This window comes from Microbacterium sp. NPDC057741 (genome assembly GCF_042798735.1).
Taxonomy (GTDB): domain Bacteria; phylum Actinomycetota; class Actinomycetes; order Actinomycetales; family Microbacteriaceae; genus Microbacterium.
Map to the genome: position 1 here is coordinate 1 of NZ_JBHVJW010000005.1, position 17889 is coordinate 17889.

Below are 17889 nucleotides of genomic sequence, written 5' to 3' on the forward strand. Positions count from 1 at the left end.
GCGAGTTGTCGCACAACGCCGTACGGCTCGTCCCCGGAGGGCTACGCTCGATCTGATGGACAGCCCCGTACCTCCCCGTCCTGCGGAGCCGCGGCCCCGCGGCGCAGGAGGCTCCGCATGCCGTCTCCCCACCCAACGCGACTTGTCTCCCTCACGAGCGGCATGTGGAGGGCGCCGTGGGGACGCACTCCGTAGTGACGTGCCTCGCAGGCGATGCCGCGTAGCGGCAGGGCCGTCCCGCGCATCGCGAAGCGGCGCCGGCCCGCCCGGCGCAGGTCCCCAGCATCCCCCTCCTCTAGGCTGGAGGGATGACCACGCCCCGCCTCGTCGCCTTCGATCTCGACGACACGCTGGCCCCTTCGAAGGGCGCGATCGACCCTCGGATCGCCGCACTGCTGCGCGCGCTGATGCACCGCGTCGACGTCGCGATCATCTCCGGCGGCAATGAGGAGCAGTTCCGCTCGCAGGTGATCGCGCAGCTCGGCGAGACGGATGCCGCGGATCTGGCGCGGCTGCACCTGCTGCCCACCTGCGGCACCCGCTACCTGCGCCACGACGGCCACGACTTCACCCCGGTCTACGCGCGCGACCTGACCGCCGACGAACGGGATGCCGCGCTGCTGGCGCTGCGCGAGGAGGCCGAGAGCCTCGGCCTCTGGGAACCCGCGCCGTGGGGCGACATCCTCGAGGATCGTGGTTCGCAGATCACGTTCTCGGCCCTGGGTCAGCGCGCACCGCGCGACGCGAAGGTCGCCTGGGACCCGGATGGGGCGAAGCGCGCCGCTCTGCGCGATGCCGTCGCCGCGCGCCTGCCGGGCCTGGAGGTGCGCTCCGGAGGGTCGACCTCGATCGACATCACGCGCGCCGGCATCGACAAGGCCTACGGCATGCGTCAGCTGGCCGAGATGACCGGCGTCCCGCTCACCGACATGCTGTTCTACGGCGACCGCCTCGACGAGGACGGCAACGACTACCCCGTGCTCGCGATCGGTGTGCCCTGCGTGGCCGTGGAGGGCTGGGAGGACACCGCCGACAAGCTCGACGAGCTGCTCGAGACGCTCTAGCGGACGCACCCACGCCCTTCGTCTCGCTCCGCTCGCTCAGGGGCCGGGGCGTCCGGCTCCTGAGCGAGGAGCGCAGCGACGAGCGCCGTACTGAGCGAGCGAAGCGCGACGAAGTGACGTAGGACGCTCGCGGGGCGACCGGGGTGGGCTTCAGCGAACCGGCGCGTTGACGGCCGGCGACAGCGGCACCATCCGGGTCAGCTGCGCCACGTGCGAGGGCTCGAGCTCGGCGAGCGACGAGACGCCGAGCAGACGCATCGTGCGCTCGATCTCGGTGCGCAGGATCGCGATCGTGCGATCGACGCCCTGCCGTCCGCCGGCCATCAGTCCGTACAGGTAGGCACGGCCGATCAGCGTGAAATCGGCGCCCAGCGCGACGGATGCGACGATGTCGGCGCCGTTCATGATGCCGGTGTCGACCATGACCGTGAAGTCGTCGCCGACGGCCCTGCGCACCTGCGGCAGCAGGTGGAACGGGATCGGCGCGCGATCGAGCTGGCGCCCGCCGTGGTTCGAGAGCACGATGCCATCGACTCCGGCATCCTTCAACCGCACCGAGTCCTCGACGTTCTGCACGCCCTTGATGACGATCTTGCCGGGCCACAGGTCGCGGATGACGTCGAGGTCGGCGTAGCTGATGGTCGGGTCCATCGCAGCATCCAGCAGCTCACCGACGGTGCCGCCGGTCGTCGAGAGCGACGCGAACTCGAGCTTCGGAGTGGTGAGGAAGTCGATCCACCACCACGGCCGCGGGATCGCGTTGATCACGGTGCCGAGCGTCAGCTGCGGCGGGATGCTGAATCCGTTGCGCTTGTCGCGCAGGCGCGCGCCGGCGACCGGGGTGTCGACGGTGAAGTGCAGGGTGTCGAAACCGGCCGCCGCGGCGCGGCGGGTGAGCTCGTAGGAGATCTCACGGTCGCGCATGACGTACAGCTGGAACCAGTTGCGCCCGTTCGGGTTGGCCGCCTTCACGCCCTCGATCGAGGTCGTGCCGAGCGTCGAGAGCGTGAACGGGATGCCGGCGGCAGCGGCCGCACCCGCACCCGCTGTCTCGCCTTCGGTCTGCATCAGACGGGTGAAGCCGGTCGGCGCGATGCCGAACGGCAGGGCGCTCGGACCGCCCAGGATCTCGACGCTCGTGTCGACCGTGGGCGCCGGCTTGAGGATGCCGGGGTGGAACTCCACATCCTCGAAGGCCTGGCGGGCCCTGGCCAGCGAGAGCTCGCCCTCGGCGGCGCCGTCGGTGTAGTCGAAGGCGGCCTTCGGCGTGCGGCGCTTGGCGATGGTGCGCAGGTCGTAGATGGTGAGAGCTGCGTCGAGGCGGCGCTTGCGGGCGTCGAGCTCGGGCTTCTTGAACTGCATCAGCTCGAAGAGCTCCGCAGGCTTGGGCAGCTGGCGCTGGACCATGGTGTTCTCCTTCAGAGGGCGGTGTCGGGGACGAGCCCCGCCCCCGGGTAATCGATTGATGCGTAGTAGCCGATGATGTGGTCGTGCACGAGGCCACGGGCGCTCTCGGCGTCGCCCCCGTCGATCGCGGCGACCAGAGCGCGGTGCTCGTCGCGCAGGCGCTGAGCCATGCCGTGCCAGTCGTCAATGCGTGCGGAGCCCTCCAGCACGTACGACTCGATGGCGGTGCGCAGGCCCGCCATCATGGCCGCGATGACCGCGTTGCCGGAAGCCTCGGCAAGGGCCAGATGCAGCTGGGCGTCGAGTGCGAGGAACTCCGGTGCGGGCAGACCCGCGTCGTCCATCGCATCCAGCAGAGCGTGCACGTCGGCCGTGTCGCGGCCTTCGGAGGCAGCGAGGGATGCCGCCACGGCCCCCTCGAGCACGAGGCGGGTCTGCACGACGTCGGCGATCGGGAAGCCCTGGGCGGCGACCTGCAGCCGAAGCAGCTGCTGCAGACCCCCGGCGGGCGCGGCGATGACGATGGCTCCGGCCTGCGGTCCCGACCCCGTCGAGGTGCGGATGAGTCCCATCACCTCGAGCACGCGCAGCGCCTCGCGCACACTGGAGCGCCCGACGCCGAGGTCAGCCGAGAGATCGCGCTCGGAGGGCAGACGGTCGCCTGGACCGAGGCGTCCTTCGACGAGGTCGCGCTCGACGCGCTCGAGCACCGTGCGCCAGGCACGCCGCGATTCGCGCGCGGCAGTGGGCTCCGTCATTCGTCCTCCTGTGGTCTGACCACAGGTTATCCCCTGTGGTCAGACCACGCAACCCCTGCCCCACCACCCCGGGCGCGATCCATTCCACAGACAGCGCGGAGGAGCGTTCCCGGAACGAGCATCGGGGAGGGACCCGCGAAGCGGGAGGGGCATGGGCCGCGGGTCCTGAGCGAGCGTCAGCGAGACGAAGGGCTGCGAGCGCAGGGAACGCTCCTCCGCGCGCCCGCAACCCACGTCGTGGGCGCAGCGCCCGAACCTCAGCCGAGCACTCCCCCGGACTCCTCGAGATAGCAGTTGCCGCACAGCGACTCGTAGGTCACGGCTGCGCCGTCGATCGCGACCTGATCGCCGTCGAACACGAAGCGCCCGTCGACCAGCCGACCGTTGAACACAGCCTTGCGTCCGCAGCGGCAGATCGTCTTCAGCTCCTCCAGGGAGTGCGCGATCGCGAGCAGCCGGGCCGAGCCGGGGAAGGCGTGCGTGAGGAAGTCGTTGCGGATGCCGTACGCCATCACCGGGATGCCGTCCAGCACAGCGATCCGGAACAGGTCGTCGATCTGCTCCGGCGTGAGGAACTGCGCCTCGTCTACCAGCAGGCAGGCCACATCGACCTGCTGCGGCAGCAGTGTCGCGGCATCCCTCTGCCGGATCCGGTCCCGCTCGCACGCGAACAGCGCACGCGCGTCATCCTCTGCTCCGATCAGGAAGTCGACCTCGCGGGTGACGCCGAGCCGGCTCTCGATCTGCGAGGCGCCCTTGGTGTCGATCGCGGGCTTCGCGAGCAGCACGTGCTGACCGCGCTCCTCGTAGTTGTACGCCGCCTGCAGCAGGGCCGTCGACTTGCCCGAGTTCATCGCGCCGTAGCGGAAGTAGAGCTTCGCCACGGTCGCGGGTCAGGCCGTGAGGTCGAGTGCCGCCGCGGTCGCGCTCATCGCCATGTCGGCGGTCTCGCGATCCTTGTTCAGCTTGGCGCCCAGCGTGGGGACGAGCTCGCGCAGCTGCGGCTCCCACCCGGCGTACTGCTCGGGGAAGCAGCGCTTGAGTAGCTGCAGCATGATCGGAGGGGCCGTCGAGGCGCCCGGCGAGGCGCCGAGGAGCCCCGCGATCGATCCGTCCTCGGCAGCGACGATCTCGGTGCCGAACTGCAGCTTGCCGTCGCGCATGACCTGCGCGCGCTGGCCGGCCTGCAGCAGCTCCCAGTCGCCGTCGGCGGCGGTCGGCATGAACTGCCGCAGCGTCGCCACCTTCTTGGCGGGGGTCTTCAGCAGTTCGCTGACGAGGTAGGTGATGAGGTCGAAGTTGGTGAACGCCACCTTGAGCATGCTGCCCAGGTTGTGCGGACGCACCTGGGTGACGATGTCGAGCATGCCGCCGTTCTTGAGGAACTTCGGGCTGAACGTCGCGAACGGGCCGAACAGCAGGCTGCTCTCGCCGTCGACGACGCGGGTGTCCAGGTGCGGCACCGACATCGGCGGGGCACCGACGGGCGCCTGTGAGTAGACCTTGGCCTTGTGCTGGGCGACGATCTTCGGGTCGGAGGTCTTCAGCCACTGACCGCCGATCGGGAAGCATCCGTAGCCGCGGATCTCGGGGATGCCCGAGCCCTGTAGCAGCTTGAGTGCCCAGCCGCCGGCGCCGACGAAGACGAAGCGCGCCTTGATGTCGCCGGGGGTGCGGCCGAGCGTGCGGCGGTACTTGATGCGCCAGGAGCCGTCCTTCTCGCGCTTCAGCTTGCGCACCTCGGTGTTGGTGCGGACGTCGACGCCGCTCTCCTCGAGGTGGTCGAAGAGCTGACGGGTGAGCGCGCCGAAGTCGACGTCGGTACCGGCGGCGCTGCGGGTGGCGGCGAACGGCTCGCCCTTGCGGCGCTGCTGCATCAGCAGCGGAGCCCACTGGTTGATGACGCGGGAGTCCTCGCTGTACTCCATGCCAACGAACAGCGGCTCGTCCTTGAGCAGGGCGTAGCGCTCACGCAGGTACTGCACGTCGTTCTCGCCGCGCACGAAGGTCATGTGCGGGGTCGAGTTGATGAACGTCTTCGGCCCGTCCAGGATGCCGCGCTTGACCCACGACGACCACAGCTCACGGCTGAGCTGGAACTGCTCGTTGATGTTGATGGCCTTGCTCGAGTCGAGCAGGCGGTCCTCACCGCGGGGCGTGTAGTTCAGCTCGCAGAGCGCGGAGTGACCGGTGCCGGCGTTGTTCCAGGCGTTCGAGCTCTCCTCGGCGACGTCACTGAGGCGTTCGAACGCGACGATCTTCCAGTCCGGCTGCAGCTCGTGCAGCAGGGTACCCAGGGTGGCACTCATGATGCCACCACCGATCAGGACGACGTCGACGGATTCAGTCACCGAACCAGTCTAGGCTTCTCCCGCGCAGGGCTCGAATCGGCGAGTCCGCGCCGAGACGGGGCGTACGGCCCCATGTCTCGGAGCGGGCTCGCCGTTCCGTGAACAGGGTCAGGCGACCGGGGCGCCCAGGCGCTCGGCGACCAGCTCGGCGATCTGCACGGCGTTCAGCGCGGCGCCCTTGCGCAGGTTGTCGTTGCTGATGAACAGCACGAGTCCCTTGCCCTCGGGAGCGGACTGATCGGCGCGGATGCGCCCCACGAAGCTGTCGTCCTTGCCCGCCGCCTGCAGCGGGGTCGGCACCTCTTCGAGAGACACACCGGGAGCGGATGCCAGCACCTCACGCGCACGGTCGGGCGTGATGTCGGCGCCGAACTCGGCGTGGATCGACAGCGAGTGCCCGGTGAAGACCGGCACGCGCACGCAGGTGCCGGCGACGCGGAGGTCGGGCAGTTCGAGGATCTTGCGGCTCTCGTTGCGGAGCTTCTTCTCCTCGTCGGTCTCGTTGTCGCCGTCGTCGACCAGGTTGCCCGCGAACGGGATGACGTCGAACGCGATCGGGGCGATGTACTTCTCCGGCTGCGGGAAGTCGACGGCCGAGCCGTCGTGCACCAGACGCAGGGTGTCGCCCTGGGCGAGAACGCCCTGCACCTGGCCGAGCAGTTCCTCTGCCCCGGCGATGCCCGAGCCGGAGACCGCCTGGTAGGTGGAGACGATCAGGCGCTCGAGGCCGGCCTCGGCGTGCAGCGCCTTCAGCACCGGCATGGCGGCCATCGTGGTGCAGTTCGGGTTGGCGATGATGCCGCGCGGGCGATCGTCGATCGCGTGCGGGTTCACTTCGCTGACCACCAGCGGAACCTCGGGGTCGTTGCGCCAGGCACTGGAGTTGTCGATGACGACCGCGCCGGATGCCGCGAACTTCGGCGCGAACGCGCGGCTGGCGGTCGCGCCGGCCGAGAACAGGGCGATGTCGATGCCCGTGGCATCCGCCTTCTCGACGTCCTCGACGATGATGTCGACGCCGCCGAAGTCGATGGCGGTGCCCGCGGAGCGGGCGGAGGCGAACAGGCGCAGCTCGCGGATCGGGAACGAGCGCTCGGCGAGGATCTCGCGCATCACACGGCCGACCTGGCCGGTGGCGCCGACGACGGCGACGGAGTATCCGGAATCGGAGATGCGGGTCATTACTGGGGGTCCTTGGCGTTGAGACGGGTACGCCAGGCTCAGCCCCGGGTCGCGGATGCTTCGCCCGGCGCCGATGTCAGGGTTGCGGTGAGTCTACCCTGCCCCGCGCGGGCAGGGATCCGTCGATGACGTCCCGGGTCAGCGACCGGTGCCGGCGTGCACGACGGCCTCGATCTCGCTGTCGAGACCGTAGGCCGTGTGCACCGCGCGGGCCGCACCGGCGAGCTCGTCGGCGCGCAGCACGACCGAGATGCGGATCTCGGAGGTCGAGATCATCTCGATGTTGATGCCGGCCGTCGAGAGCGCCTCGAACAGGATGGCGGAGACGCCCGAGTGGGTGCGCATACCAGCGCCGACGACCGAGAGCTTGCCGATCTGGTCGTCGTGCTGCAGCGACTCGAAGCCGATGCCGGGGCGCTCGGCGGCGAGCGCCTTCAGCGCCGCCGCGGCATCCGCCTTGGGGAGCGTGAACGAGATGTCGGTGCGGCCGGTGGATGCCGCGGACACGTTCTGCACGATCATGTCGACGTTCGCGCCCGACTTGGCCACGACGGTGAAGATCTCGGCGGCCTTGCCGGGCACGTCCGGAACGCCGGAGACGGTGATCTTGGCCTGGCTGAGGTCGGTGGCGACGCCGGCGACGATGGGTTCTTCCATGGCTGCTCCCTCGGATTCGCGGGGGTTCTTCATGCCCTCGCCCAGAACGTAGGTGCCCTCGGCCGTCGAGAACGTCGAACGGGCGTGGATCAGGACGCGGTGCCGCCGAGCGTACTCGACGGCGCGGATGTACAGCACCTTGGCGCCGTTGGCGGCCAGCTCGAGCATCTCCTCGCTGGAGACGTGATCGAGCTTGCGCGCCTGGGGGATGACGCGCGGGTCGGCGGTGAAGATGCCGTCCACGTCGCTGTAGATCTCGCAGACGTCGGCACTCAGCGCGGCGGCGAGCGCGACGGCGGTCGTGTCGGAGCCGCCACGGCCGAGCGTGGTGATGTCGAGGGTGTCGCGGTTGATGCCCTGGAAGCCGGCGACGATGACGATGGCGCCCTCGTCGAGCGCCTCGCGCACGCGCACGGGCGTGACGTCGACGATGCGCGCCTTGCCGTGGTGCGAGTCGGTCATCATGCCGGCCTGGCTGCCGGTGAACGACCGCGCCTCGAAGCCCATCGAGTGGATGGTCATCGCGAGCAGCGCCATCGAGATGCGCTCACCGCTGGACAGCAGCATGTCGAGCTCGCGCGGTGCGGGAATCGGGGCGACCTCGTGGGCGAGGTCGAGAAGCTCGTCGGTGGTGTCGCCCATGGCGCTGACGGCGACGACGACGTCGTGCCCGGCACGCCGGGTGTCGACGATGCGCTTGGCTACGCGCTTGATGCTGTCGGCGTCGGCGACGGACGAACCGCCGTACTTCTGCACGATGAGGGCCACGTTCACTCCCTGGGATTGCGGGCGATCAGCCCACGCACATTCTACGGAGCGGGTTCATGCCTCATTACGTATGTGTCAGATCAGCCCGCGTCGGCGGGCCTCGGCGGCGGCTGCGGTGCGGCTGGACACCCCGAGCTTCTCGAGCAGGTGCACCACGTGCGTCTTCACGGTGGCCTCGGTGATGAACAGCCTCGTCGCGATCTCGCGGTTCGCGGCGCCCTGGTCGATGAGTTCGAGCACCTCCCGCTCGCGGGCGGTCAGTGTGACGCGCGGCGCGCGGAGCGCGCCGATCAGGCGGTCGTCGATCAGGCCTCCCACGAGCCCGCCGGATGCGGCATCCGTGATCGCCTTCGCGATCGTGTCGGTGTCGACGTCCTTGAGCAGGTAGCCGGCGGCGCCGGCCTCGATGGCGCGGACGATCTGCGCATCGTGGTCGAAGGTGGTGAGGATGATGACGGCGGGCGGCTCGGGCGCCGCCTGCAGCGCCGCGGTGACGGCGACCCCGTCGATCCCCTCCCCCAGTCGCAGATCGCAGAGCACGACGTCGGGGCGCAGATCGGATGCCACGACGAGAGCCTCCTCGCCGGTGGCCGCCTCGCCGACGACCTCGAACCCGCGGCTCTCGATCACCGCGCGCAGACCCGCGCGCACGATCGGATGGTCGTCGACGAGAAGGATGCGGATGCTCATGACTCCCGCTCCCCCGAGCCTGTGAGCGGGACGGACGCGATCAGCCGGGTGCCCTCGCCGGGCGTGCTGTCGATGACGAGCTCGCCGCCGAGCTCCTCGAGCCGAGAGCGCATCGCGATCAGTCCGTAGGACGACCCGGGACGGCCGTCGGATGCCGCGTCGAAGCCGCGGCCGTCATCCGTGATCTCCAGACGAACGGAGCCGTCCACCGCGCGGAGCCCGACCTCGACGCGCGCCGCGCCGGAGTGCTGACGCACGTTCGCGAGCGCGGACTGCGCCACGCGCAGGAAGGCGACCTCGACGGCGGTGGGCAGAGCCGGCATGGGCTCGGCGACCTGCAGGGCGGTCTCGATCCCGGCATCCGCGCGCAGCGTGTCGAGCATCCTGCCCAGCGCGCCGGCGAGTGCGGAGTCCTCCAGTTCGGCGGGGGCGAGGGATGCGACGATGCGGCGAAGCTCGACGAGGGAGTGCTGCGCGAGGGCGTCGATCTGCGGCATCCGCTCGGTCTCGCCGGTGCGGGCCAGCAGCGAGACCGAGCTGAGCTCCTGCGCGATCGTGTCGTGCAGGTCGCGGGCGAGCCGGGTGCGCTCCTTGGCTGCGCCGGCCTCGTGCTGGGTGCGGGCGAGCTCGTCCTGCAGCGCCGCGGTCTCGTCCTGCGCCTGCAGCAGCGACGCGATCAGACGCTCACGCTCGCCCGCATCGCGCAGCAGCGTGTCGTAGCCGAGCGAGATCGCGAGGGCGAAGCCGCCGCCGAGAACGGGGCCGGCGATGTGCGCGAAGGTGAGCTCGGTGTGGTGCAGCAGGGGTGCGACGACCGCGCCGGCCATCACGATCACCGCATAGATCCATGCCGCGCGGCCGCGGATCAGGTGCCCGGCGAGCAGCAGCAGCGGGAAGGCCAGCCAGACGAACTCGGGTGAGAGCACCAGCATCCCGCCCCAGAGCAGCGTGAGCCCGCCCAGCCACCAGCGCGCGCCACGGCCCTGGATGAGGATGGCGCCGGCGCCGTACCAGCCGAGGAACGCGATCGCGGCGAGGATCGCGGGCAGCGGTGCGAGCCCGGCGGCGATCGCGCGGAGCGTCGTCACCACGGCGAGCAGGACCGCGATCAGGTGCAGCGCGAGGCGTGCCGTGCGCAGCATCCGATGGCGGCTCGAGACGGATGCGGCGGCGGACATCCTCCGATTCTCGCGCGTTCGGCCGAACCGTGCACGGCGGACCGTCGATCCTTCGATGGATGCGCGGGCGCGCGTACAGGAGGAGACTCATGCCATGACCGAAGCATCCGTCGATGTCCGCAAGCAGCGTTCTGCGCTGACCAAGCTCTTCACCGCCACCGCCGTCTACACCGTGCTGGGCCTGGCGGCCGGCCTGTTCTACCGCGAGTTCACGAAGGCGAACGGCCACCCGGAGGGGTTCTCCGGCCAGCTCGCCGTCACGCACACGCACCTGCTGGTGCTGGGCATGATCGTGCCGCTGATCGTGCTGGCGCTGGAGAAGTCCTTCCGTCTGTCGGAGAGCCGCCTGTTCGGCTGGTTCTTCTGGATCTACAACGCCGGCGTCGTACTGACCACGGCGATGATGGTCTGGCATGGCACGCTGCAGGTGCTGGGCGTGAAGGGCTCCGCCGCGATCTCCGGCATCGCAGGTCTCGGCCACATCCTGATCGGAGCAGGATTCGTGCTGCTGCTCCTGATGCTGTGGAAGGCGATCCGCCGGAGCTGACGCGCCGCTTCGGGACTCGCACCTCTCCCCCCTCTACCGCCAGCGGGCCAGTTCGCTCGTGGGCTCGTTCGGTCGCGGGACAGTTCGCTCGCGGGGCAGGGATGCATTTCGCCGGCCATCCGGTCCCGGACCCGCGAAACCCATCCCCCGGACCCCGCGCGGCGAACGCAGCTGCAGGCAGCATTCACCCAGGGATGCAATTCGCCGGTGAACCGGCCCCGAACCCCCGAAACCCATCCCCGCCCCCAGGCCGCGGACACCGCGGCGCGCACCATTCGCCCAGAGACGCATCTCGCCGGTCATCCGGCCGCGAGCGGCGCAAGCAGCTGCGCGAACGTCGACACCCGCAACGGGTGCGACCGGAACGGAGGGCGGCAGGCCGCTTCACGGTCCCGGTCTCAACGGATGCGGGTCCAAGGCCGTCAGGACCCGCAACCAGTGAGACCGGAGCGGGTGGCGAGATCAGCGGATGGGATCCGGCTCCGGAGGCGGGCCGTCGCAGATCGCCTCGGCGGTCTCGGCGGTCGTCACCGGGCCAGTCGTGAGGTCGGACTCCCCCGGCTTCAGCCTGCCGCCGGTTGCGGCGAACCAGCATCCGATCAGGATGATGGGGAAGCCGATCAGCAGGCCCGCCGTGATCGGCTCGCCGACCAGGATGGTGCCGAGGATGATCGCGACCACCGGGTTGATGTAGGTGAACAGCGGCGCGCGCACCGGGCCCACCTCGCGGATCAGCGCGAAGAAGAACACGAACGCGAGGGCGGTGCAGATCACGCCCAACAGCACCAGTGACACGGTCGAGCGGACGGTCGGAACCTCGTGCTGGGTGAGCAGTCCTGCCGGCAGGTAGGCGAGGCCGACGACGGTGAGCGCGAGTGTGATGGTGCCGATCGAGGGCACGTCGGACAGCTTGTGCGCGATGATGAACGGCGCGATCGCGTAGAGCACGGCGGTGAGCAGGATCTCGCCGATCGCGATGTAGCTCGCGGTGCCGTGCGCGAACAGGCCGGGGCCGGCGACGACGATCGCGACGCCGACGAAGCCGACCAGCAGACCGCCGAGGCGGGTCGGGGCGAGCACCGAGCGGTCGCCTCGCATCAGCGCGATGACCACGGCGAACAGCGGGACCGTCGAGACCAGCAGCCCGGTCAGTCCCGAGGGCAGCTGGGTCTCGGCGTGGCTGAGCAGCAGGAACGGCCCCGCCATCTCGACGGCACCGAAGGCGAGGACCCACGGCCACACCTTGAGCGCGGACTTCAGCGCACCGGAGCGGATCGCGAAGGGCAGCAGCACGAGCGCACCGAGCAGCGTGCGGGCGGAGACCACCGCAGGGGGCGAGAACGACTCCACCGCCTCTTTGATGAAGAGGTACGTGATCCCCCACACGATCGACATGATCGCGAAGAGGATCCAGCCCTTGCGGGTGAACCCGCCCTGCGGGCTCACAACCGGCGCCGGCCTTCGAACGCGCGGCCGAGGGTGACCTCGTCGGCGTACTCGAGATCGCCGCCGACGGGCAGACCGGAGGCCAGACGCGAGACCGTGATCTCCATCGTGGTCAGCAGACGGCTGAGGTAACTCGCCGTCGCCTCGCCCTCGAGGTTGGGGTTGGTCGCGAGGATGACCTCCTGCACGGTGCCGTCGGCGAGGCGGGTCATCAGCTGCGCGATGCGCAGATCGTCGGGTCCGACGCCGGCGATCGGGCTGATCGCGCCGCCGAGCACGTGGTACAGCCCGCGGAACTCCCGGGTGCGCTCGATCGCCGCGACGTCCTTGGCATCCTCCACCACGCAGATGAGCGCGGCATTGCGACGTGGGTCGCGGCAGATCGCACAGCGATCCTGCTCGGAGACGTTGCCGCACACCTCGCAGAACCGCACCCTGGCGCGCACCTCGGTGAGCAGCTCGGACAGGCGGGCCACGTCGAAGGACGGGGTCTGCAGGATGTGGAACGCGATGCGCTGGGCGGACTTCGGGCCGATGCCTGGCAGCCGGCCGAACTCGTCGATCAGCTCCTGGACGATGCCGTCGTACATCAGTTGAACCTCGTCTGGGGCTCGTAGGGCTCTTCGCGGATGAACGTCGCGCCGAGCACCTGGCGGATCACGGCCTCGCCGCGGCGCTCCACGCCGTCGGGCGCGGAGGAGCGGCTGGTGACGATCGGCGCGGCGGCCTGCGGCGCGGACCGCTGCGGGGCGGATGCCTGCGGCGCGTGACGCGCCGGCGCGGCCTGGGCCGCGGATGGCTGTGGTGCCCGTGCCTGGGCGGCCTGACGCACGGCCGCCTGCGTGACCGGCATCCGGTTCCCGGTGTCCGGCGGAGCAGCGTCGTAATGCGGGTCGTACGGCGGCTCGTCGATGTCGGGAGCCTCGTCGTCGCCGGGCAGCGGCGGCTCGTCGCGGTCGACAGTTCCGTCGACCGGCGGAACCGGGGCGGATGCGGCTGACTCGACCTCCGTGGGCTCCTCGTCAACGGCGAACTGCGGCTGCACCGGCTCCTCGTGCGAGGCGGGGATCGGTGCGACCGCCCACTCGGTGACGGGCGCGGCGGCGGAAGCCGCGGGGCGTCCGGGGCGCTGCGGACGTTCGCCCTCCGCGGCGCCGGCAGGCGCGGGCGCCTTGGTCGCTGATCGCTGCGCCGCCGAGTCGCTCTTTCGAGCGGTTGCTGCTTCCGCAGACGGTGCCGCGTCGGTCGCCGATCCGGCTGACGGTGCGCTGCCGGCAGGTGCGGCCGGCGCCGGGGTCGGCTCGCCGGCCTCGGACCCACCGGCCTGCGGCACGCCGGGCGTCGCCCAGCCGGAAGCGGGCGCGGTGTCGCCCTGAGGCTCGGCGCGCGCCGGCGCGGGGTCGGCCGGTGCCGGCTCGGCAGGAGCGGATGCTCCGCCCTGAGCCGGACCGTCCTGCGGGGAGCGCGCTCCCCCACCGGGGTTGCCGTTGCCCGCGGGGAGCGGCGCAGGACGGTACTTCACCCGCACTCCGAGCTGCTGCTCGATCGCGGTCCGCAGATGATCGGACGGACCGGGGCCGGGGGTCGGCCCCTTGAACCTCGTCACGTCGGCTGGCGTCGCGAAGCCGAGGGTGAGCACCTCATCGGCGTAGGCGAGCGGCTGCACACCGGTGACGAGCAGCCAGGCGTTGCGGTTGATCGTCGCGAGCTTGTCGAGGACCGCGGGCCACTCCGCCGTGATGCGCTCGAAGGTCACAGGCCCGGATGCGGCCGGAGCGGGTGCTGCGGGCTCCGAGGAGGCTGAAGGTGTTTCATCCCGCTCATTCGTCGCTCGCGGGGCTGCCGGCGGTGCCTCCTGCTGCTGGTCGTCGAGCGGGGCCGAGGAACGAGGGACAGACGAGACCTCGGAAGCCGACGTCTCTGCAGCCGACCCCTCGGGCGCCGGGGTCGGCGCCGATGGCACCGAGGACGTCTCGTCTCGCTCCTTCGTCGCTCGCTCACCGACCGGCGCAGGAGCAGGCGCGGCGACCGGTGCCTGCGGAGCGGGAGCGGGAGCGGGAGCGGGCGCGGGGGCCGGCGCGGCCGCAGCGGGTGCCGGAGCAGGCGCAACGACTGCCCCCTCGCCGGTGCCGGCGAGTACGCGCGCCACCATCAGTTCGAGGTGCAGACGGGGCGAGGTCGCGCCGGTCATGTCATCGAGCGCCTGGCTGACGACGTCCGCCGTGCGGGAGAGCCGTGTCGATCCGAACGCGAGGGCCTGCGCCTGCATCCGCTGCAGTTCGTCGCCCGGGATGCCGCGCAGCACGGCGGAAGCGCCGTCGCCGACGGCGGCGATCACGATGAGGTCCCGCAGACGCTCGAGCAGATCGTCGACGAAGCGCCGCGGGTCCTGTCCGGTCTGCACCACGCGGTCCACCGCGGGGAACGCCGCAGCAGCATCACCGGCGGCGAGCGCGTCGACGATCTCGTCGAGCAGCTCGGCGTGCGTATAGCCGAGCAGCGCGACAGCGCGGGCGTAGGTGACGTTGCCGTCCTCGGAACCCGCGATCAGCTGGTCGAGCAGCGACAGTGTGTCACGCGGCGACCCGCCGCCGGCGCGGACGGCGAGCGCGAGCACGCCCTCCTCGACCTGCACGCTCTCCTCGGCGCAGAGCTTCTCGACGTACTCGAGCATGGCCGCCGGCGGCACCAGCCGGAACGGGTAGTGGTGCGTGCGCGAGCGGATGGTGCCGAGCACCTTCTCGGGCTCGGTGGTCGCGAAGATGAACTTCACGTGCTCCGGCGGCTCTTCGACGAGCTTGAGCAAGGCGTTGAAGCCCTGCGGAGTGACCATGTGCGCCTCATCGAGGATGAAGATCTTGTACCGGTCGCGGCTGGGCGCGAAGGTCGCGCGCTCACGCAGGTCGCGGGCGTCATCGACGCCGTTGTGGCTGGCCGCGTCGATCTCGACGACATCGAGCGAACCGCCTCCGTTGCGCGACAGCTCGACACAACTCGGGCACACGCCGCACGGGGTGTCAGTAGGACCCTCGGCACAGTTCAGGCAGCGCGCCAAGATGCGTGCGGACGTGGTCTTCCCGCAGCCGCGCGGGCCGGAGAACAGATAGGCATGACCCACCCTGTCGCCGCGCAGTGCGGTCATGAGCGGGTCGGTCACCTGGGACTGACCGATCATCTCCCCGAAGTTCTCGGGCCGGTAGCGGCGGTAGAGGGCTGTGGTCACCAGAACAGCCTACGGTGTGGGTCAGACGTTGCGGTCGGCGGGCCCTTCGTCTCGCTCCGCTCGCTCAGGATCCGAAAGCTCAGTCGACCTCCATCACCGGGATCGTCGTGGTCACGGGGACCGTCGGAGACATCAGCGTGCCGTCCTCGCGGCGGGCGTCGGCGAACTGGCGCAGCGTCGGGCGTCCAGGACGAACAGGTCCCTGACCCGCGAGCAGCACCACGGCATCCGCGTCTACCGACGCGGTGTGCGCAGCGCCCCGCACGGTGAACGAGACCGCAGGCCCCGACACCACCTTCATCCGCAGCTCCCCGCGCGTGATCGTCACGCGCAGCGAGGAGCCGCGCCACTGCAGCGGGAACTCCAGCGACGGCCACTCGGCGGGCAGGCGCGGGTCGAAGCTCAGCTCCCCCGCGTAGTCGCGCATGCCGCCGAAGCCGCTGACCAGAGCCGACCACACGCCGCCCGCCGACGCCACGTGCACGCCGTCGGTGGCGTTGTTGTGCAGATCGTGCAGGTCCACGTAGAGCGCCTCGCGGAAGTACTCCAGCGCCAGCTCCTGGTACCCCACCTCGGCGGCGAGGATCGACTGCACGACCGCCGAGAGCGTTGAATCACCCGTGGTCAGCGGGTCGTAGTAGTCGAAGTCGGCGAGCTTCTCCTCGGCGGTGAAGTGACTGCCCTGCAGGAACAGCGCGAGCACGACATCCGCCTGCTTCAGAACCTGGAACCGGTAGATCACCAGCGGGTGGAAGTGCAGCAGCAGCGGGCGCTGCTCGTCGGGGGTGTTCGCGAGGTCCCAGACCTCGCGCTCCAGGAACAGCGAGTCCTGCGGGTGGATGCCGAGGCTGGGGCTGAACGGGATGTGCATCGCCTCGGCGGCGCGCTCCCAGCCGTCAGGCTCCCCGGCGTCCAGCCCGGTGCGCGCGACCAACGCGGCGTACGCCTCCGGAGCCGTCTCCTGCATGGAGCGCACCACACGGGTGGCCGTGCGCAGATTGTGCCTGGCCATCACGTTCGTGAACAGGTTGTCGTTGACGACCGTGGTGTACTCGTCGGGTCCGGTGACGCCGTGGATGTGGAAGGTCGAGTCGCCGTTCGTGCCGCGCCAGAACCCGAGCGTCGCCCACAGTCGCGCGGTCTCGACGGCGATGTCCGCGGCCTCGCTGCGCAGGAACTCCACGTCGCCGGTCGCGTACACGTACTTGCCCAGCGCGAAGCTGACGTCGGCGTTGATGTGGTACTGCGCGGTGCCCGCCGCGTAGTACGCCGACGCCTCCTCGCCGTTGATCGTGCGCCAGGGGAACAGCGCGCCGGCCTCGTTCAACTGCGCCGCCCGACGCCGCGCTGCCGGCAGCATCAGCACCCGCGCGCGCAGCGCGTTCCGCGCCCACTGCGGCGACGTGTACGTGAGGAACGGCAGCACGTAGATCTCGGTGTCCCAGAAGTAGTGCCCGCTGTAGCCCGAGCCGGTGAGTCCCTTCGCGGGGACACCCGCGCCGTCGGCGCGAGCGGATGCCTGCGCCAGCTGGAACAGGCACCACCGCACCGCCTGCTGCAGGTCGTCGTGCCCGCCGATGACCACGTCGCTGCGCTCCCAGAACGCGTCCAGCCACTCCGCCTGGCGGGCGAACAGCGCATCCACCCCCTCGACCGAGGCGCGGTCGAGCGTGCGGCGGCAGCGGTCGACCAGCTCGCGCGCCGGCACGCCCCGCGAGGTGTGGTAGCTGACGAGCTTGGTCAGGCGGATCGGCACACCGGCCCTCGCCTGCACGCGGAACACGTTCTTCGCGATGTCCGGCTCGATCAGCGTGCGGGCGCTGTAGTCGTTCTCGGTCTCGATGACGTGGTCTGCGACGACCGCCAGCGTCATCCCCGAGTCGGTCACCTGGTACGACAGCGCGGAGCGCAGCCCGTCCTGCCAGTACTCGACCGGCTGCAGCACGCGGTCGGTGATCTTCTCGGCCTTGCGCGGGTCGAATCCGGCCTTGCCCGCCGCCGCCTTCTGCGCTGCCTCGGGCGTGCCGGTGTAGACGGTGCCGCCGTCCTGGCGGTTCAGCAGCTGGCAGCTGATCGTCACCGGAGCATCCGAGTTCTCGACCACAAGGTCGAGCCGCAGCACGGCCAGATGCCGCTCGTCGAAGCTGACCATGCGCTCATCGCGCAGCCGCACCCGCTTGCCCGACGGCGTCACCCACAGCACGTCGCGGTGCAGCACACCGGTGCGCATGTCGAGCGTGCGGGAGTACTCGCGCACGTCGGCCTCGTCGAAGGAGAGCGGCTCGTCGTCGACGTAGACGCGCATGATCTTGGCATCCGGCGCGTTGACGATCGTCTGACCGACCTCGGCGAACCCGTAGGCCTGCTCTGCGTGCCGGATCGGCCAGGTCTCGTGCAGGCCGTTGATGAACGTGCCGTGCTCGTGCGCGGTGCGTCCCTCGATGTGGTTGCCGCGCAGGCCGAGATAGCCGTTTCCGACGGTGAACAGGGTCTCGGGGAGGCCCTCCGTGTCATATCGGCTCTCGACGAGACGCCAAGGATCGGACGAGTAGCGGTCGCTGTCGAACACTTCGACTCCCTCCGGTCGCTCAGTGCGACGCGTGCGTTTCAGATGGTGG

Annotated in this window: 14 protein-coding genes; 2 read left to right on the plus strand and 12 right to left on the minus strand. The window is 70.4% G+C overall.

From position 1 onward, the window contains the following. Positions 1-308 precede the first annotated feature (308 nt). Positions 309-1064 (plus strand): HAD-IIB family hydrolase, encoded by a 756-nt coding sequence (locus ACFVDO_RS15210; protein ID WP_378859534.1) that lies wholly within the window; start codon positions 309-311, stop codon positions 1062-1064. Between the two features lie 150 nt (positions 1065-1214). Here ACFVDO_RS15210 and ACFVDO_RS15215 read toward each other — a convergent pair whose 3' ends face one another. From ACFVDO_RS15215 to ACFVDO_RS15250, 8 genes are all read right to left on the minus strand, one after another. Continuing rightward, entirely contained in the window at positions 1215-2471 is a 1257-nt protein-coding gene (locus tag ACFVDO_RS15215; protein ID WP_378859533.1) for an alpha-hydroxy-acid oxidizing protein, read from the minus strand. A gap of 11 nt (positions 2472-2482) precedes the next feature. After that, positions 2483-3229, minus strand: a complete 747-nt coding sequence (locus ACFVDO_RS15220; protein ID WP_378859532.1) for a FadR/GntR family transcriptional regulator — start codon at positions 3227-3229, stop codon at positions 2483-2485. A 257-nt stretch (positions 3230-3486) separates the two neighbouring features. Beyond that, entirely contained in the window at positions 3487-4113 is a 627-nt protein-coding gene (locus ACFVDO_RS15225) for a thymidine kinase (protein ID WP_378859531.1), read from the minus strand. Positions 4114-4122: 9 nt separating this feature from the next. Beyond that, complete coding sequence (gene mqo / locus ACFVDO_RS15230) at positions 4123-5580, minus strand: malate dehydrogenase (quinone) (protein ID WP_378859530.1); 1458 nt, start codon at positions 5578-5580, stop codon at positions 4123-4125. 108 nt (positions 5581-5688) lie between these two features. Continuing rightward, positions 5689-6762 carry an aspartate-semialdehyde dehydrogenase gene (locus tag ACFVDO_RS15235; protein WP_378859529.1) on the minus strand — a complete coding sequence of 358 codons (1074 nt, stop codon included), beginning with the start codon at positions 6760-6762 and terminating at the stop codon, positions 5689-5691. 138 nt (positions 6763-6900) lie between these two features. Further along, positions 6901-8187 (minus strand): aspartate kinase, encoded by a 1287-nt coding sequence (locus ACFVDO_RS15240; protein ID WP_378859528.1) that lies wholly within the window; start codon positions 8185-8187, stop codon positions 6901-6903. Positions 8188-8262: 75 nt separating this feature from the next. After that, complete coding sequence (locus ACFVDO_RS15245; protein ID WP_378859527.1) at positions 8263-8877, minus strand: response regulator; 615 nt, start codon at positions 8875-8877, stop codon at positions 8263-8265. Beyond that, the gene (locus ACFVDO_RS15250; RefSeq protein ID WP_378859526.1) at positions 8874-10055 is read right to left on the minus strand and encodes a sensor histidine kinase; all 1182 of its coding nucleotides are present in this window, start codon (positions 10053-10055) and stop codon (positions 8874-8876) included. The genes ACFVDO_RS15245 and ACFVDO_RS15250 overlap by 4 nt, the downstream gene beginning before the upstream one ends. Positions 10056-10149: 94 nt before the next feature. Here ACFVDO_RS15250 and ACFVDO_RS15255 point away from each other — a divergent pair, with 94 nt between their 5' ends. Beyond that, on the plus strand, positions 10150-10602 hold the full coding sequence (locus tag ACFVDO_RS15255) for a DUF2871 domain-containing protein (RefSeq protein WP_378859525.1): 453 nt from the start codon (positions 10150-10152) through the stop codon (positions 10600-10602). Positions 10603-11064: 462 nt separating this feature from the next. Here ACFVDO_RS15255 and ACFVDO_RS15260 read toward each other — a convergent pair whose 3' ends face one another. From ACFVDO_RS15260 to ACFVDO_RS15275, 4 genes are all read right to left on the minus strand, one after another. Beyond that, positions 11065-12048, minus strand: coding sequence for a DMT family transporter (locus ACFVDO_RS15260; protein ID WP_378859524.1), 984 nt, complete (start codon positions 12046-12048; stop codon positions 11065-11067). Beyond that, positions 12045-12638 carry a recombination mediator RecR gene (gene recR, locus ACFVDO_RS15265; RefSeq protein ID WP_378859523.1) on the minus strand — a complete coding sequence of 198 codons (594 nt, stop codon included), beginning with the start codon at positions 12636-12638 and terminating at the stop codon, positions 12045-12047. The genes ACFVDO_RS15260 and recR overlap by 4 nt, the downstream gene beginning before the upstream one ends. Next, positions 12638-15271 carry a DNA polymerase III subunit gamma and tau gene (locus tag ACFVDO_RS15270; RefSeq protein WP_378859522.1) on the minus strand — a complete coding sequence of 878 codons (2634 nt, stop codon included), beginning with the start codon at positions 15269-15271 and terminating at the stop codon, positions 12638-12640. The genes recR and ACFVDO_RS15270 overlap by 1 nt, the downstream gene beginning before the upstream one ends. A 79-nt stretch (positions 15272-15350) precedes the next feature. Beyond that, complete coding sequence (locus tag ACFVDO_RS15275; RefSeq protein ID WP_378859521.1) at positions 15351-17840, minus strand: glycoside hydrolase family 65 protein; 2490 nt, start codon at positions 17838-17840, stop codon at positions 15351-15353. Positions 17841-17889 lie beyond the last annotated feature (49 nt).

What these genes read in the sequence shown, in the direction of transcription:
- ACFVDO_RS15250 (WP_378859526.1), bottom strand. Translation starts at nt 10,055, where the DNA reads ATGTCCGCCGCCGCATCCGTCTCGAGCCGCCATCGGATGCTGCGCACG.
- ACFVDO_RS15220 (WP_378859532.1), bottom strand. Translation starts at nt 3,229, where the DNA reads ATGACGGAGCCCACTGCCGCGCGCGAATCGCGGCGTGCCTGGCGCACG.
- ACFVDO_RS15245 (WP_378859527.1), bottom strand. Translation starts at nt 8,877, where the DNA reads ATGAGCATCCGCATCCTTCTCGTCGACGACCATCCGATCGTGCGCGCG.
- ACFVDO_RS15255 (WP_378859525.1), top strand. Translation starts at nt 10,150, where the DNA reads ATGACCGAAGCATCCGTCGATGTCCGCAAGCAGCGTTCTGCGCTGACC.
- ACFVDO_RS15210 (WP_378859534.1), top strand. Translation starts at nt 309, where the DNA reads ATGACCACGCCCCGCCTCGTCGCCTTCGATCTCGACGACACGCTGGCC.
- ACFVDO_RS15215 (WP_378859533.1), bottom strand. Translation starts at nt 2,471, where the DNA reads ATGGTCCAGCGCCAGCTGCCCAAGCCTGCGGAGCTCTTCGAGCTGATG.
- ACFVDO_RS15235 (WP_378859529.1), bottom strand. Translation starts at nt 6,762, where the DNA reads ATGACCCGCATCTCCGATTCCGGATACTCCGTCGCCGTCGTCGGCGCC.
- recR (WP_378859523.1), bottom strand. Translation starts at nt 12,638, where the DNA reads ATGTACGACGGCATCGTCCAGGAGCTGATCGACGAGTTCGGCCGGCTG.